General features: G+C 62.2%; 12 protein-coding genes. 1 reads left to right on the top strand and 11 read right to left on the bottom strand.

All coding sequences use genetic code 11. From position 1 onward, the window contains the following. Positions 1 to 198 precede the first annotated feature (198 nt). From prmC to P3M64_RS08120, 10 genes are all read right to left on the bottom strand, one after another. Positions 199 to 1,104 (bottom strand): peptide chain release factor N(5)-glutamine methyltransferase, encoded by a 906-nt coding sequence (prmC, locus tag P3M64_RS08075; RefSeq protein WP_132937815.1) that lies wholly within the window; start codon positions 1,102 to 1,104, stop codon positions 199 to 201. Further along, positions 1,101 to 2,177, bottom strand: coding sequence for a peptide chain release factor 1 (gene prfA / locus P3M64_RS08080; protein WP_132937814.1), 1,077 nt, complete (start codon positions 2,175 to 2,177; stop codon positions 1,101 to 1,103). Before prfA ends, prmC begins: the two co-directional genes overlap by 4 nt. Positions 2,178 to 2,203: 26 nt before the next feature. Beyond that, positions 2,204 to 3,523, bottom strand: coding sequence for a glutamyl-tRNA reductase (gene hemA / locus P3M64_RS08085; protein ID WP_132937813.1), 1,320 nt, complete (start codon positions 3,521 to 3,523; stop codon positions 2,204 to 2,206). Positions 3,524 to 3,530: 7 nt separating this feature from the next. After that, complete coding sequence (gene hisS / locus P3M64_RS08090; RefSeq protein WP_132937812.1) at positions 3,531 to 4,775, bottom strand: histidine--tRNA ligase; 1,245 nt, start codon at positions 4,773 to 4,775, stop codon at positions 3,531 to 3,533. 36 nt (positions 4,776 to 4,811) lie between these two features. After that, positions 4,812 to 6,080: a flavodoxin-dependent (E)-4-hydroxy-3-methylbut-2-enyl-diphosphate synthase gene (gene ispG, locus P3M64_RS08095; RefSeq protein WP_132937811.1), complete on the bottom strand. Its 1,269-nt coding sequence runs from the start codon at positions 6,078 to 6,080 to the stop codon at positions 4,812 to 4,814. 192 nt (positions 6,081 to 6,272) lie between these two features. Further along, positions 6,273 to 6,557 (bottom strand): DUF4115 domain-containing protein, encoded by a 285-nt coding sequence (locus P3M64_RS08100; RefSeq protein ID WP_132937810.1) that lies wholly within the window; start codon positions 6,555 to 6,557, stop codon positions 6,273 to 6,275. Further along, positions 6,554 to 7,681 (bottom strand): helix-turn-helix domain-containing protein, encoded by a 1,128-nt coding sequence (locus tag P3M64_RS08105; protein WP_276157010.1) that lies wholly within the window; start codon positions 7,679 to 7,681, stop codon positions 6,554 to 6,556. Before P3M64_RS08105 ends, P3M64_RS08100 begins: the two co-directional genes overlap by 4 nt. A 102-nt stretch (positions 7,682 to 7,783) precedes the next feature. Next, positions 7,784 to 10,066 carry a phosphoenolpyruvate--protein phosphotransferase gene (ptsP, locus tag P3M64_RS08110; RefSeq protein WP_132937808.1) on the bottom strand — a complete coding sequence of 761 codons (2,283 nt, stop codon included), beginning with the start codon at positions 10,064 to 10,066 and terminating at the stop codon, positions 7,784 to 7,786. A gap of 24 nt (positions 10,067 to 10,090) precedes the next feature. After that, a complete protein-coding gene (locus P3M64_RS08115; protein WP_132937807.1) occupies positions 10,091 to 11,146 on the bottom strand; it encodes an NAD(P)H-dependent flavin oxidoreductase in 1,056 nt (351 codons plus the stop codon). Further along, positions 11,146 to 12,372, bottom strand: a complete 1,227-nt coding sequence (locus tag P3M64_RS08120; RefSeq protein ID WP_132937806.1) for an aspartate kinase — start codon at positions 12,370 to 12,372, stop codon at positions 11,146 to 11,148. The genes P3M64_RS08115 and P3M64_RS08120 overlap by 1 nt, the downstream gene beginning before the upstream one ends. 335 nt (positions 12,373 to 12,707) lie before the next feature. Here P3M64_RS08120 and ubiG point away from each other — a divergent pair, with 335 nt between their 5' ends. Then, on the top strand, positions 12,708 to 13,505 hold the full coding sequence (gene ubiG, locus P3M64_RS08125; RefSeq protein ID WP_132937805.1) for a bifunctional 2-polyprenyl-6-hydroxyphenol methylase/3-demethylubiquinol 3-O-methyltransferase UbiG: 798 nt from the start codon (positions 12,708 to 12,710) through the stop codon (positions 13,503 to 13,505). A 121-nt stretch (positions 13,506 to 13,626) separates the two neighbouring features. Here ubiG and P3M64_RS08130 read toward each other — a convergent pair whose 3' ends face one another. Continuing rightward, complete coding sequence (locus tag P3M64_RS08130) at positions 13,627 to 14,058, bottom strand: DUF1178 family protein (protein ID WP_132937804.1); 432 nt, start codon at positions 14,056 to 14,058, stop codon at positions 13,627 to 13,629. Between the last annotated feature and the right edge of the window lie 140 nt (positions 14,059 to 14,198).

A 14,198-nucleotide genomic window follows, 5' to 3' on the forward strand; every position in this document is an offset into this window, starting at 1 on the left:
CACGTGCAGTCACCGAAGCCTGACTTCGTTCTTTTGAAAGCGTAACGGGCGCAACCTGCCCAAGACGTTGCAAAAGCTTGAAGGGAAAAGTGAAAAATACGGGCTAAAGCCGAGCCCCCCAGCACCCCTTCCGGGTTGCTTAATGCCTTAAAGCTAGTCGGTACGGCGGCGTATTCCAAGATATTTTTTCGTTTTTTTTCAAGAGCCCTCGATGGGCGCGGTCCTTGACCTTACTCTCGGGTGCAAAATAACACAGCGTTCAACCGACGAAATGTCTTTGTCCACGCCAACAACATCCAGCCCCCGTTGATCGGCCAACGCGATAACATCGCGGTGCTGCCCCTTGCCGACTTCCAGGTACACTTTTCCCGTTGGCGCCAGAATGTCGCCGACCCCGTCCAAGATGGCGCGATAGGCGTCAAGTCCATCTCGCCCCCCTTTCAAGGCCAGGAGCGGCTCGTAATCGCGCACATCGGGCTCAAGTCCCGCAATGTCGCCATCGGGAATATACGGCGGATTGCTGACGATATGCGTAAATTTCAGCGCCGTCGCACCCAACGCAGCCAACGCACCGGGGATGAAGGCGTCCTTGAGGATAAATTGGGCGCGTGCATCAAGACCGAGACGGTGCGTATTTTCCGCCGCGACGTCGAGCGCCTCCGCCGAGATATCGACGCCAACCCCGGCGGCCTTGGGCCAGGCGTTGAGCAAGGTCAACAGCAGACACCCAGACCCCACGCCAATATCCAAAATACGTATCCCCGCACCATCGCCAGGGGCGTCGCGCAAGGCCGCCGCGATCAGGGTTTCGCTGTCCGCCCTGGGAATCAGCGTGTGCGCCGTAATCTTGAACGGTAGGCTCCAGAATTCCCGCTCACCCAAAATATGCGCCATCGGCTCGCGCGCCCGACGGCGGCGCAACGATGCCGCCAGGACGGCGCTTTGCGCCGCCGTCATCTCCCTCTCCCGGGCGCTCAACACCATGGTCGGCGCACCACCGACGGCCTGAGCCACCAGCAGACGCGCGTCCAGGCGAGCGCTATCGATCCCGGCGGCGCGCAACTTGTCCGTCGCATCCTTGAACGCCTCGCCGATTCTAGTCACGATAATTCCGCCAAGCGCGCGGCTTGGTCCTCGGTGGTTAGCGCGTCGATCAGTTCGTCCAACTCGCCGGCCATCACCCGATCCAGTTTGTGCAAGGTCAGATTGATGCGGTGATCGCTGATCCGTCCCTGGGGAAAGTTATAGGTGCGAATACGCTGCGAGCGGTCGCCCGAGCCGACCTGTCCCTTGCGCGAGGCGGCGCGCTCGGCGTCCAGCGTCTGGCGCTGGTGGTCGTACAGGCGCGAACGCAACACCTTCATCGCCTTGGCCTTGTTCTTGTGCTGCGATTTTTCGTCCTGACAGGTCACCACCACGCCGGAGGGGAGATGCGTGATGCGGATCGCGCTGTCGGTGGTGTTGACATGCTGCCCGCCCGCGCCCTGGGAGCGATAGGTGTCGATCCTGAGGTCTTTTTCGTCGATCTGGATATCGACGTCTTCGGCCTCGGGCAAGACCGCGACGGTCGCCGCCGAGGTATGAATGCGCCCGCCCGATTCGGTTTCCGGAACGCGCTGCACCCGGTGCACGCCCGATTCATATTTCAGACGGGCGAACGCCCCCGGCCCGGAAATATTGGCGATCGCTTCCTTGTAGCCGCCGATACCGGTCTCGTTAAGCTCCAGCACCTCGAATTTCCAACCCCGCGCCTCGCTGTAACGCTGATACATGCGAAACAAATCGGCGGCGAACAAAGCCGCCTCGTCACCGCCGGTTCCCGCGCGCACTTCCAAGATCGCGTTTTTGTCGTCCGCCGCGTCCTTGGGCAGCAACATCACCTGAAGTTCGCGTTCCAAAACCGGAAGCCGGGCCTTGATCTGCGCCGCCTCGGCCTCGGCGAGGTCGCGCACTTCCCGTTCGCCATCACCATCTTCAGCCAAACTTTCCAGGTCTTCGAGTTCGCGCCGGGCATCATCCAGCGCCTCGATGGCCGCGACCACCGGACCCAGATCGGCGTACTCCTTCGACATGCTCACAAACGCTTTGTCCTGGGCCGCGTCGGGCGCGCCCAACAACGCCTCCAATTCGCGATACCGCGAAACCACGCGAACCAAATTTTCGTCAAGGCTTACCAAGATATGTTCCTCAAAGGCTTTTCATGTCACTGCCGATCGCCGTCGTCGTCACCGGCGGGGTCTGCGTCCACGCCGCCGTCTTCGGCCCCGGCGGGTAAATCGAATACGGCGCAGATGGTATCGGCCATGCGCCGCCAATGCTCGGGGTCGTGCGCCGCCAACGCACGCATCATCTCGCTGGGATGATGCATCAGACGGTTGACCAACAGACGGGTGGCCTTTTCGCCATCGCCCTGGGCGTCGGCGAGCGCCTTCAAGCGCATTTCCTCGACATGGGCGCGCAAGCGCGCCAAGATGGGAACCGCCGCCCGTTCGGCGCGATCGTGCAGAAAGGCGGCAAGTTCCTCATCGACAATCACCTGCGCACCCGCCGCCTCGTGTTCCCGGCTGGCGCGTCCGCGCAGCGCCACCCGCTCAAGGTCGGCCAGATCATACAAAAAAGCCTCGTCGATGGCGTTGACCGCCGGGTCAACGTCACCGGGCACACCGGCGTCGATAATGAAAATCGGTTTATTGCGCCGTTTGGCGATGGCCGCGCGCACCAATTCGGTTCCAATGACGTGATGGCGTTCGCCGAGGGCGCTGATGACGACATCGGCGCTCGCCAGCAACGCCTCCAGGTCGTCGATGCTATCGACGTGGCAGCCCAGTTCCTTGGCCAGGAATTCCGCCCGCGCGATCCGGGTGTGGACCACGCTCATCCGGTTCAATCCCGCCGCCAACATATCGCGCGCGATCAATTCGCCCATATCGCCGACCCCGATCATCACGCCACTCAGGCGCGCGGGATCGCCGTGCAGATCGCGCACCAGTTCGACCGCCGAGGAAGCCATCGAGACCGGGCGCGCGCCGATCGCCGTCTCGCTGCGCACCCTTTTCGCGGCCCCGTAAGCGGCCTGCAAGAGCCGTTCAAAAGCGGGCGCCACCATACCTTCGCCGGACGCCAGACGATGGGCGGCCTTGACCTGGCCCAACACCTGGGGCTCGCCGACCATGGCGCTGTCCAGCGACGCGGCGACGGTAAAAATGTGACGCACCGCGGCCTCACCCGTCAGGGTGTAGACTTGACCCTCAAGGTCTTCGATCGGCATCATCGCATAGGCCGCCAAAATCTCGCGAATCTTACGTTCCCCTCCACGCGCGTCGGCGTGCATGGCCGCCACCTCGACCCGGTCGCAGGTTGACAGGACCATCGCGCAGTCGATCCCTTGGGCGCGCAACTGGCCGAGAATAAACGGCGCGACGGCGTCTTCGACAAACAACCGGTCGCGCACCACCAAGGCGCTCGAACGGTGGTTGGCGCCGACGACGAGGGTCTGCCCCGGTTGAACTGCGGTGTCGGCCATGGGCCTCCTAACTAAACCGCGCAAGATGCTCCGCCAGGGCGCAAATCGCGACTTCGTTCTGTTCGCCGCTGCGCATGTCGCGCACCGTGACGGCCTCGCGGGCATATTCGTCGGCGCCCATTACGATCGCCGCCGCCGCCCCGATCTTGTTGGCGCGCTTCATTCTTTTTCCCACATTGCCCGCGTAGCCGAGGTCAACGCGAACCCCCCCCTTGCGCAAGCGATCGGCCAGGACCAGGGCTGAATTTTGCATGTCTTCGCCGGTCGGCACCAGGGCGATCATCGGTTGGGGCGCCGGCGGCTCGTCGATCAGCATGGCCAGCCTTTCGACGCCCGCCGCCCAACCAATGCCTGGGGTCACCGGGCCGCCCATTTGCCGGATCAGGCCGTCATAGCGCCCGCCCGCCAATACCGTTCCCTGCGCACCCAGGGCGGTGGTCATGAATTCGAACGCGGTATGACAATAATAATCCAACCCACGCACCAGGCGCTGATTAACCCGATAGGCAATCTCCAGGGCGTCCAAGCCGCCCATGACGGTATCGAAAAAGATCTTCGCCTCGTCGGTGAAACTGTCCCTCATCAACGGCGCGTCGGCGATGATGGCGCGATCGCCCGCGTCCTTGGAATCGAGGATACGCAGCGGATTGCGTTCCAGACGCGCCTTACTGTCCTCGGACAGGGCATCGCGGTGATCGTTCAAAAAGGCCACCAGTCGGGTCCGATAATCCCGGCGGCTTTTCTCGTCGCCCAAGCTGTTCAGTTCGAGCGTGACCTTGTCCTTCACGCCCAATGCCTCAAGAACGTGCGCGCCCATGGCGATCGCCTCGACATCGCCCTGGGGCTGGGCGATCCCCAGAAGTTCGACGCCGACCTGATGAAATTGGCGCAGACGGCCTTTTTGGGGACGTTCATAACGGAACATCGGCCCTTGATAAAACACCTTGAGCGGAGATATCTGCTGCCACCCCCCCGAAATATAGGCCCGCGCGATTCCGGCGGTGCCTTCCGGGCGCAGCGTCAACAGATCGCCGCCGCGATCCTCGAAGGTATACATTTCCTTGGTCACGATGTCCGAGGTGTCGCCCAGGGTGCGCGAGAAAACGTCGGTGGATTCGAAAATGGGGGTCGAAATTTCTTCGTAACCGTACAGGCTCGCCACCGCGCGCGCGCGCGCGGCGACAAAACCGTGACGGCGCTTTTCATCGGGAAGAAGGTCGTGGGTTCCGCGTACGGGCTTTAAGGCAGACATCAATACAATCCGTGGAAATATTTATAATACAGGCGGTTATTCGGCCGCGGCGGGGGCATCGCCCTTGGTCGATTTCTTGGGATAATGGGTGCGCACGTAATCTTCGACAATTTCTTCGAACGCCTCGCCGATCCCCGCGCCACGCAGGGTCGTCACCTTGCGCCCGTCGATGAAGACCGGCGCCGACGGCTGCTCGCCCGTGCCGGGCAGACTGATCCCGATATTGGCGTGCTTGCTTTCGCCGGGGCCATTGACGATGCAGCCCATCACCGCCAACTTTAAATTTTCAACCCCATCATAGGTTTCGCGCCACTGGGTCATTCGTGCATGAACCCGCGCTTCGATGCGCTGGGCGAGGTCCTGAAAGACGCTCGACGTGGTCCGTCCACACCCCGGACACGCCGTGACCTGGGGCGTGAAGGCGCGCAGCCCCATGCTTTGCAATAATTCCTGGGCGACGCGGACTTCCTGGGTGCGTGGGCCTCCCGGTTCGGGGGTCAGGGAAACGCGGATCGTATCGCCGATCCCCTCGCTTAACAAAATCGCCAAGGCGGCGCTGGATCCGACCATGCCTTTGACGCCCATGCCCGCCTCGGTCAGCCCCAGGTGGAGCGCGTAATCGCCCCGCTCGGCGAGCGTGCGATAAACGAAAATCAAATCCTGGACATCGCTGACCTTGCACGACAACACGATGCGCTCGCGGGCGAGTCCTAATTCTTCGGCGCGCCTAGCGCTTTGCAGCGCCGAGGCGACAAGCGCCTCGCGCGTAACGGCGCGCGGGTCCAACGGAACCGCGCGCCGGGCGTTATCGTCCATCATCCGCTGGGCCAAATCTTGATCCAGGCTGCCCCAGTTGACGCCGATGCGCACCGGCTTTCCGTGGCGCACGGCGGTTTCGATCATCGCCGAGAATTGGACGTCTTTTTTTTCGCCGAAGCCGACATTGCCGGGGTTGATGCGGTACTTCGCCAAGGCCTCGGCACAGGCCGGGTTGTCGGCCAGCAATTTATGACCGATGTAATGAAAATCCCCAATCAGCGGCACCTCGACACCCATCGCGTCGAGCCGTTCGCGCACCAACGGCACCGCCTTGGCCGCCGCGTCGCGGTCCACCGTCAAGCGCACCAATTGGGAGCCGGCGCGGGCCAGCGCCGCCACTTGGTTCACGCTCGCCGTCACATCGGCGGTGTCCGTATTGGTCATCGACTGCACCACCACCGGATGGCCGCCGCCGATCAACACATCGCCGATGCGCACGGACGAAACCCTGCGGCGTTGTTGATACGGCGTTTCGCGTTCGCTCATCTGACCCGTTTCCTTACTTAAAAAATCTTTTTCATCCCGCCACGACGCGCACCCGGCGTCAACGAACCATACCGGACCGGACCCATGTCGAGACCATACAGGGGTTATAATCCAGTCCACCGTCGATATGAAGCCCCCCGTGCGCATCGCGTTCGGCGCGCGCACAACGCCGGCGACGACAGAGGGGGACGCTTAATTGATCACGGCGGTGCCCGCTTTCAGGCGTGCGGGGTCGAGCACCACGTCCTGGCGCACCGCCCCTTCCCCACCGATCGGGGGCACCGGCTTGCCATCGACCGTGATTTCCAGGGCGCCCGCGTTGCCGGTGACCAGACGCAACCCGGCGCGATCGGGGACCCGAAACTCCGCCCCGGCGCGCAGCAGGCGCGTAAACAGGGTTTGGTTGGCCTTTTCATCACGAATTTGGATCCAGCTGTTGGCCTTGGCGTGCACGGTAATCCGCGATGCTTCCGTCACAGTCGCCGGCTTTTCCGCGTTGGCCGGCGCCCCCGAAACGCGCTGCGCCGCGTCCGGAGTCGGGGCGGGCGCAGGGGAAGCCGGAACGGGCGTGGGTTCGGCGAGCGCGGGCGAAGGCGGGCGGGCGAAGGCGGGGCGGCGGGCGCTTGGACGATTTTCGCAGGCGGCGTTGGGGCGACGTTTTGCGCCACGGAAGGTTCGGGATGCGCCGAAGCGCCAGGAACCGGAAGGGTGGTTGGGGGGGTGGCTGGAGAGGACGGCGAAGCCTGCGGTTTCGACCCAATACCGGCGGACGCGCCATTGCCCGCTTCGGACCGACTTGTCTGCGTTTTCATAGGTTGGGTTTGCGGGGTTTGGGCGTCTTGGGGAGACGCCTCCGCACGCAGAGACGCGGACGACGTGGACGACGTGGACGACGGGGGCGACGGGGGCGACGTGGACCCGGACGGCGCGCGCGGCGCTTGAATGGCCGTCGTCGGCGACGTATCCGTTGCCGCCGGGGCCGCGGGAGAACTGTCCACGGCCACCCGGTCGGGCGCAACGGTGATCCCCGTCGGCGCAGGATGCGGCGACGTGTTCAGGGTAACCCCCGCGTCGTTGGCCAAGCGGCTGGGTACAGGTTCGACCATCGCGTTCACGTCTTTTTGTTTATTTGTCGTATAGTACCACCCGCCATAGGCCAGCACCGCGATCAGCGCGCCGAAGAATAGGATCGCGCCGCCGGGAATACCGCTTTCGGGGATCGGCGAGGGAAAAACCAATTCAGAAGGCGTTTGCGTCGCGCTCACCTCCAACTTGAACCGGCGCACGACCTCGGCGCTGTCCAGCCCGAGATGATCGGCGTAAGCACGCACGAATCCCAACGCATAGGCGGCGCCGGGAAGCGCCTTCATATCCCCCGCCTCGATCGCCTGAAGATAGCGTCTGCTGATCCGCAGCAGGTTCGCAACGTCGTCCAAATCCTCACCCGCACGACGGCGCGAGGCTTGCAACAACGCGCCCACGGCGCTAACCGCGCGATCCGGGAGGGCGTCGTCCTGGGCGTCATTTCGGGCGTCGTTCTGAGCGTCGCCCGGAACATTATCCCTCTTCTTTTCGAATATCGGCGTTTCGCTTTCGCTCACGATATGGGGTGCCCTCGCTCACTTCCCTCCGGGAAGTCGCCTAATATGTTCGCCAACATTCTGACCGATTATCTTGAAATTTCAAGGAGGAAAGGGGCCGTCTCAAATCGCGACGCCATGGTCGCGCGCGAAGGCTTTCAAACGGTTGCGAATACTATGGTGTGGGGTGCGCAACAGGGCGTCGAGATACCCGGTAACTTCCCCGACATGCATGGCGCGCACCATTTCCTTGACCGGCCCCACCGCAGGCGGGGGGATCGACAAGCGACGAAAGCCAATGCCGATCAACGCCAAGGCCTCCAACGGCCGCCCCGCCATTTCACCGCACAGGCTTACCGATACGCCGGCGGCGTCGCACCGCCTACAAATTGTGCGCAGGAAACTCAGAAAAGGCGCCGATAAGACATCATAGCGCGCCGACAGCGCCGGATTGCCCCTGTCGCAGGCATACAGAAACTGGAACAGGTCATTACTGCCGATGGATACGAAATCAACCCGCGCCAACAGTTCCTCCATTTGCAAGAAAAGAGAAGGCACCTCGAACATGACGCCAACATTTACGCGCCGCGGCAAGGGGATGTCGCGCGCCCGCAAATAACGCCGCTCCAAATCCAGCAGGGTTCGCGCCCGGTCGAACTCCAAAACATCGGCGACCATCGGAAACATGACGTTCAATTCTACGCCCGCACACGCCTGTAACAAGGCGCGCAGTTGCTGACGCAGCAACGCCGGACGATCCAACGACATGCGGATCGCGCGCCAACCCATCGCCGGATTTTCCTCGTGCGATTCTCCCCAGTAGGGCAGCACCTTGTCGCCGCCGATGTCCAAGGTGCGAAAAACAACCGGCTTGCCCCCGGCTTGAGCGATCACCTTGGCGTACAAGGCGCGCTGGATCGCAACGTCGGGAAAATCCGCGCGCACCATGAACGGAACTTCGGTGCGATACAGCCCCACCCCATCCGCCCCAATCTCGTGGAGGCGAGCGAAATCAACCAGCAATCCGGCATTGATGTTGAGGCTGATATCGATCCTATCGCGGGTGCGCGCGGGTACGTCCTTAAGCGCGGCGTATTCGGCTTTTTGCTCGGCGAGCGCCTTGATGCTGTCGAGGAAAGCCTGCTGAACGTCCTCGCCGGGACGCACGAAGACCTGACCGTTGGCGCCATCGACGATCGCGGTTTCCCCGTCGGCGATTTTGTCCATGATATCGCGCACGTTGCCGACCACGGGGATGTCCAGAGCCTTGGCGATGATCACGACGTGCGACGTCGCCGAACCTTCTTCGAGCACCAGGGCGCGCAGGCGCGCTTGGTCATAATCGAGCAACTGGGCCGGGCCCATATTGCGCGCCACCAAAATGACGTGTTCGGGCAACGGCGCGTCGTCGCCATGACCGACGACGCCGCTCCCTTTAATCAGAAACTGAATAAGGCGGTTGGCGAGATCGTCGAAATCGTGCAGGCGTTCGCGCAGGTACGGATCGTTCACCGAACCCAAACGCGCCCGGATGTCGTTCTGTACCTTTTGCACGCCGGCTTCGGCGGTCAGCCCCGATTCTATCGCTTCTTCGATGCGCCCCAACCATCCCGCGTCCTCGGCGATCAGGCGATAAGCTTGCAGCACGTCGGTATGCTCGCCGCCATTTTGCAGCGCACCGGCGTTGAGCAGGGAATCCAGCGCGCCATGCATCTCGGAAAAGGCGTGCGCGAGCCGTTCGCGTTCGACCTCGGGATCTTCGCCGACCATCCGCTCGATATGGAAATGAGGCTGATGCAAAACCACCGTGCCCAATCCCAATCCACTATTGAAACGCACCCCTTCGAGGCGCAACGGCTTGATCGCGATGCCGTCGGCCGGGGTGAGTTCGACGGCGTTGATCAACTCGCCGCCGGCGACCATCTCGGCCAGCACCATGGCGACGGTTTGCAGGGTTTCGGTTTCTTCTTCCGTGTACTGGCGGCGTGAACGGTTTTGCACCGACAACACCCCGATCACCCGGCCCGCGCGCAAAATCGGCACCCCCATCAAAGACTGGTAGGATTCCTCGCCGGTCTCCGGGCGGAACACGAATTGGGCGTGCTTTTGGGCGTCGGACAACGCCAGTGGGCGGGCGTGCGCGGCGATTTCGCCAACCAGGCCCTCGCCGACGCGCAACCGAGTGTTATGCACCGCTTCGGGATGCAGCCCCTGAGTTGCGAACAGCTCCAACACATCCCCGGCGCGCCGCACGTAAATCGAGCAAACCTCGGCGACCATGTCCGTGGCGATGATCGTGACGATATTGTTCAGGCGATCTTGCGCCAGACCGGCGCTCGCCATCACGTCGCGCACCCGCGCCAGCAGACGCCGTGGGCTTAGGAAGGGAACCTGAGCGGAAGTCATGATCTACACCGCTCCTTGTCGCGGTCAGGAAGTCTCGGCGGCGGTGCGCCGTTCGGTCAACGCCCGAACGGCCTGACCGATAAGTTCGGAGAATATGTCTACCATAGGCTGCTCCGCCTTGACCATACCGACGCTCTGTCCCGCCATCAACGAGCCGTACTCAACATCGCCGTCAATCGCCGCGCGGCGCAACGCCCCCGCCCAGTAATGCTCGATTTCGAGCTGCGCCTCGGATTGCGACAAAGCGCCGGCGTGAAACCGGGCGACGACATCGCGTTGGGTCTGCATGAATTGCTTGGTTCCTTCATTACCCAAGGCGCGCACTGGAATTACCGGGAACTGAGGATCGATCTGAACCGTCGGCATGGCGTCGCGCGCGGCGGCGCGAATGAAGGCTTTCTTGAAGTTGGGATGGGCGATCGATTCGTTGGCGCACACGAAACGCGTGCCCAGTTGCACGCCCGCCGCGCCCATTTCCAAGTACGAGACAATCGCCTCGCCGCGGCCGATCCCCCCCGCGACAAACACCGGCAAGTCGTCGAAATGAGGCAAAATTTCCTGAACCAGGACACTGGTCGCGACGGGACCGATATGACCGCCCGCTTCCGCGCCCTCGACGATCAGCGCATCGGCGCCGCCGCGCGCCAGACGCTTGGCCAAAGCCAGGGCAGGCGCGAAACATAAAACCTTGGCCCCGCCGTCCTTGACCCTTTTGATCGAGGCCGCGCCGGGCAACCCGCCGGCGAGCACCACATGAGAGATCCGGTTTTCCAAGCAGACGTCGATCAGGGCGTCCAGTTCGGGATGCATGGTGATCAGGTTGACGCCGAACGGCGCCGAGGTCAGCGCCCGCGTGGCGGCGATTTCGGCGGCCAGCAAGTCCGGCCCCATCGAACCGCAGGCGAGGACCCCAAAGCCGCCGGCGTTGGACAGCGCCGAGACCAAATGGCGTTCCGACACCCACGACATCGCGCCGCCCATGATCGCGGTTTCAGTCCCCAGAAATTCGCGCCCGCGCCGCCACAACATGTCCAAGCGCGCAAAATCTTCGTGGGAGTCCGTGGCGTTTTCGTATTTCATTATTCTTTATCCAAACCATAAGCGGTGTGCAGCGCGCGTAGCGCCAGTTCGGCGTACTCTTCGGAAATCAGGACGCTGACCTTGATTTCCGACGTCGAGATGACCTGAATGTTGATCCCTTTTTCGGCCAAGGCCTGAAACATCCGTTGCGCGATGCCCGCATGCGAGCGCATGCCGACGCCAATGACCGAGATCTTGACCACGTCCTTGTCAAACTCAAGTTTTCGAAAATTGAGGATGTCCCCCATTTTTTCGACCGTCGCCACCGCGCGTTCCAAATCCGGCTTGGTGACGGTGAAAGTCATGTCGGTGGCGCGTTGATCGGGATCGGCGGAGACGTTTTGCACAATCATGTCCACATTGATCGACGCCTCGGCCAGCGGGCCGAAGATGCCGGCGGCGATGCCGGGCCGGTCGGGGACCCCCATCAGGGTGATCTTCGCTTCGTCGCGGCTGTAGGCGATGCCGCTAATCATTTCCTGTTCCACGATTTCGTCCTCATCCACAACTAGGGTGCCCGTCTCGTCGGAAAAACTCGAACGCACCTGAAGGCGCACGCCGTGGTTCATGGCGACTTCGACCGAGCGGGTTTGCAGCACCTTGGCCCCCACCGAGGCCATTTCGAGCATTTCCTCATAAGTGATCTTTTCGAGTTTACGCGCCTTGGCGACGATGCGCGGATCGGTGGTGTATACGCCGTCAACATCGGTATAGATGTCGCACCGCTCGGCCCCCAGGGCGGCGGCAAGCGCGACGGCGCTGGTATCCGATCCGCCGCGCCCCAACGTGGTGACGCGATTTTCGCCGCTCACCCCCTGGAAACCGGGCACCACGGCAACCTCGCCGCCGTTCAACCGATTCAAGATTTCTTCGGTGTCGATGCCCTCGATGCGCGCCTTGCCATAGGCGTTGGAGGTATGAATAGGCAACTGCCAACTCAACCACGACCGCGCGCTAACCCCAAGCGCCTGCAGCGCCAGGGCCAAAAGTCCCGACGTGACCTGTTCGCCGGACGACACCACGACGTCGTATTCGCGGGTGTCGTACAGGGTGTTTATCGACGTGACATAATCGACCAGTTGATTGGTGACCCCCGACATCGCCGAGACCACGACCGCCACCCGGTGGCCGGCGTCAACCTCGCGCTTGACGCGCGCGGCGGCATTTTTGATTCTGTCGATATCGGCGACCGACGTGCCGCCGAATTTTTGAACAATCAGGGCCATCGTTTCATTTCTCCGCCCATTTTGCGCCTCATCCTCATCCGAATTCGCCCGGTTTTCCCCGGTTTGTCCCGGTTTGCCCAAGCCCCCGCATCACGGATGCGTCCTCCCAAAAAAAAGCCCTCCAAAAAGATGGGCTTTGAAAACGAACCGCTATATATGATACGGGTGATACCCGCTACAATCGCCCCGGCGCCGACGCGGCGGCCATTGTAGCGCCGCTTGCGCCCAATACACCGCCTCCCGGCTCCTCGCCAATCGAGGCGCGTATACATACGCGGATTGTGACTTTGGAGCAAGCCGCCCCTTCATCGAGACGCGAAAGAAGGCCGATCGCCATGACATCCGACGCCGACGCCCAAACGGCCACGACACGACACGACGCCCCCCCCGGCACACATGCGGCGAACACCGTATCGGAAGATGAAGTCGCCCGCTTCACCGCGATCGCCGAGAGCTGGTGGGACGCAAAAGGAAAATTTCGCCCCCTGCATCAGATCAATCCGGTGCGCATCGCCTATATCCGCGATCACGTCTGCGCCCGGTTGGGCCGCGACCCCTTGGCGCCGCACCCCTTGGAGGGCTTGACCCTTCTCGATATCGGCAGCGGCGGCGGCCTGCTTTGCGAGCCGATGCGACGCTTGGGCGCGCGGGTCACCGGCATCGACGCCGGCGAACGCAATGTCGCGGTGGCTAAAATCCACGCCGAGCAAAGCGGCCTCGACATCGACTATCGACACATTCCACCCGAAATTCTGGCGCAAAGCGGCGAAACCTTTGACGTCGTCCTCAATATGGAGGTGGTCGAGCATGTCAGCGATCTCGACCTTTTCATTGAATCGAGCGCCGCGTTGGTGAAGCCGGGCGGGGCGATGGTGGTGACCACTTTGAACCGGACCCTGAAATCCCTGGCGCTGGCCAAGATCGGCGCGGAATATCTGCTGCGCTGGCTTCCCCCCGGCACCCATGACTGGCGTAAATTCGTCAAGCCGTCGGAACTGGCGCACCTATTGCGCGTCCATGGACTAATCCTCGACGATCTGTCGGGCATGGCCTACGGCGCGATGAAGGACGAATGGTTTTTGAGCCCCAACGATCTCGCCGTCAACTATTTGGCCTTCGCCCACAAACCCTGACGCCCGCGCCGAGCGCATAAATCAATTACCGCGCCGAGCGCATAAGTCAATTACCGCGCCGGGCGCATAAATCAATTACCGCGCCGGGCCCATAAATCAATTACCGCGCCGGGCCCATAAATCAATTACCGCGCCGGGCGCGGGGGGGGAGGCGAATGAAATCGATCCCCTCTTCCTCCAGTTCATGGGCGTCGTCTTCGCTCGCCCGGCCGTAAATGCCGCGTTCGTCGGCCTCGCCATAATGGATCTTGCGCGCCTCTTCGGCAAAACTTTCGCCGACGTCCTCGAAGTTTTCCTCGGCATGGCGACGCACAACCTCGACCGCATCGAGAAGACGCTCGGCGACGTCCACCGCATCCATTCTCGCAGCCTTGTCCACGTCTTGACGTCCCTTGCAAACCCGAGGCGCCATCGGCGCCTTGGAAATTTCCGTTCCGGCGCAATACGGGCACTCGATGTCTCGCGCCGCCGCCAATTCATCAAAGGCCGCGCTGTCGCGAAACCACGATTCAAAACTGTGTTCGTCCTTGCATATAAGCTGATAAAGAATCATGGTTGACCCAAAAAGACCGTCCGTATTTTATGCTGTAAAACCAAACCGCTATATTCTCGCATCGAACCCTTTTACCCACTCCGCCGGCCCACGAACAAGCCCCGGCGCAAAACCGTCCCAACATCATTCCTTAGCGCCAT

Origin of the sequence: Varunaivibrio sulfuroxidans, from assembly GCF_029318635.1 — a bacterium.
In the GTDB taxonomy this organism is placed as follows: Bacteria; Pseudomonadota; Alphaproteobacteria; order Rhodospirillales; family Magnetovibrionaceae; genus Varunaivibrio; species Varunaivibrio sulfuroxidans.

Excerpts from the sequence above, each read along its gene's own strand:
- P3M64_RS08130 (WP_132937804.1), bottom strand. The coding sequence starts at position 14,058 with ATGATTCTTTATCAGCTTATATGCAAGGACGAACACAGTTTTGAATCG.
- P3M64_RS08120 (WP_132937806.1), bottom strand. The coding sequence starts at position 12,372 with ATGGCCCTGATTGTTCAAAAATTCGGCGGCACGTCGGTCGCCGATATC.
- ptsP (WP_132937808.1), bottom strand. The coding sequence starts at position 10,066 with ATGACTTCCGCTCAGGTTCCCTTCCTAAGCCCACGGCGTCTGCTGGCG.
- hisS (WP_132937812.1), bottom strand. The coding sequence starts at position 4,775 with ATGTCTGCCTTAAAGCCCGTACGCGGAACCCACGACCTTCTTCCCGAT.
- ubiG (WP_132937805.1), top strand. The coding sequence starts at position 12,708 with ATGACATCCGACGCCGACGCCCAAACGGCCACGACACGACACGACGCC.
- hemA (WP_132937813.1), bottom strand. The coding sequence starts at position 3,523 with ATGGCCGACACCGCAGTTCAACCGGGGCAGACCCTCGTCGTCGGCGCC.
- ispG (WP_132937811.1), bottom strand. The coding sequence starts at position 6,080 with ATGAGCGAACGCGAAACGCCGTATCAACAACGCCGCAGGGTTTCGTCC.
- P3M64_RS08115 (WP_132937807.1), bottom strand. The coding sequence starts at position 11,146 with ATGAAATACGAAAACGCCACGGACTCCCACGAAGATTTTGCGCGCTTG.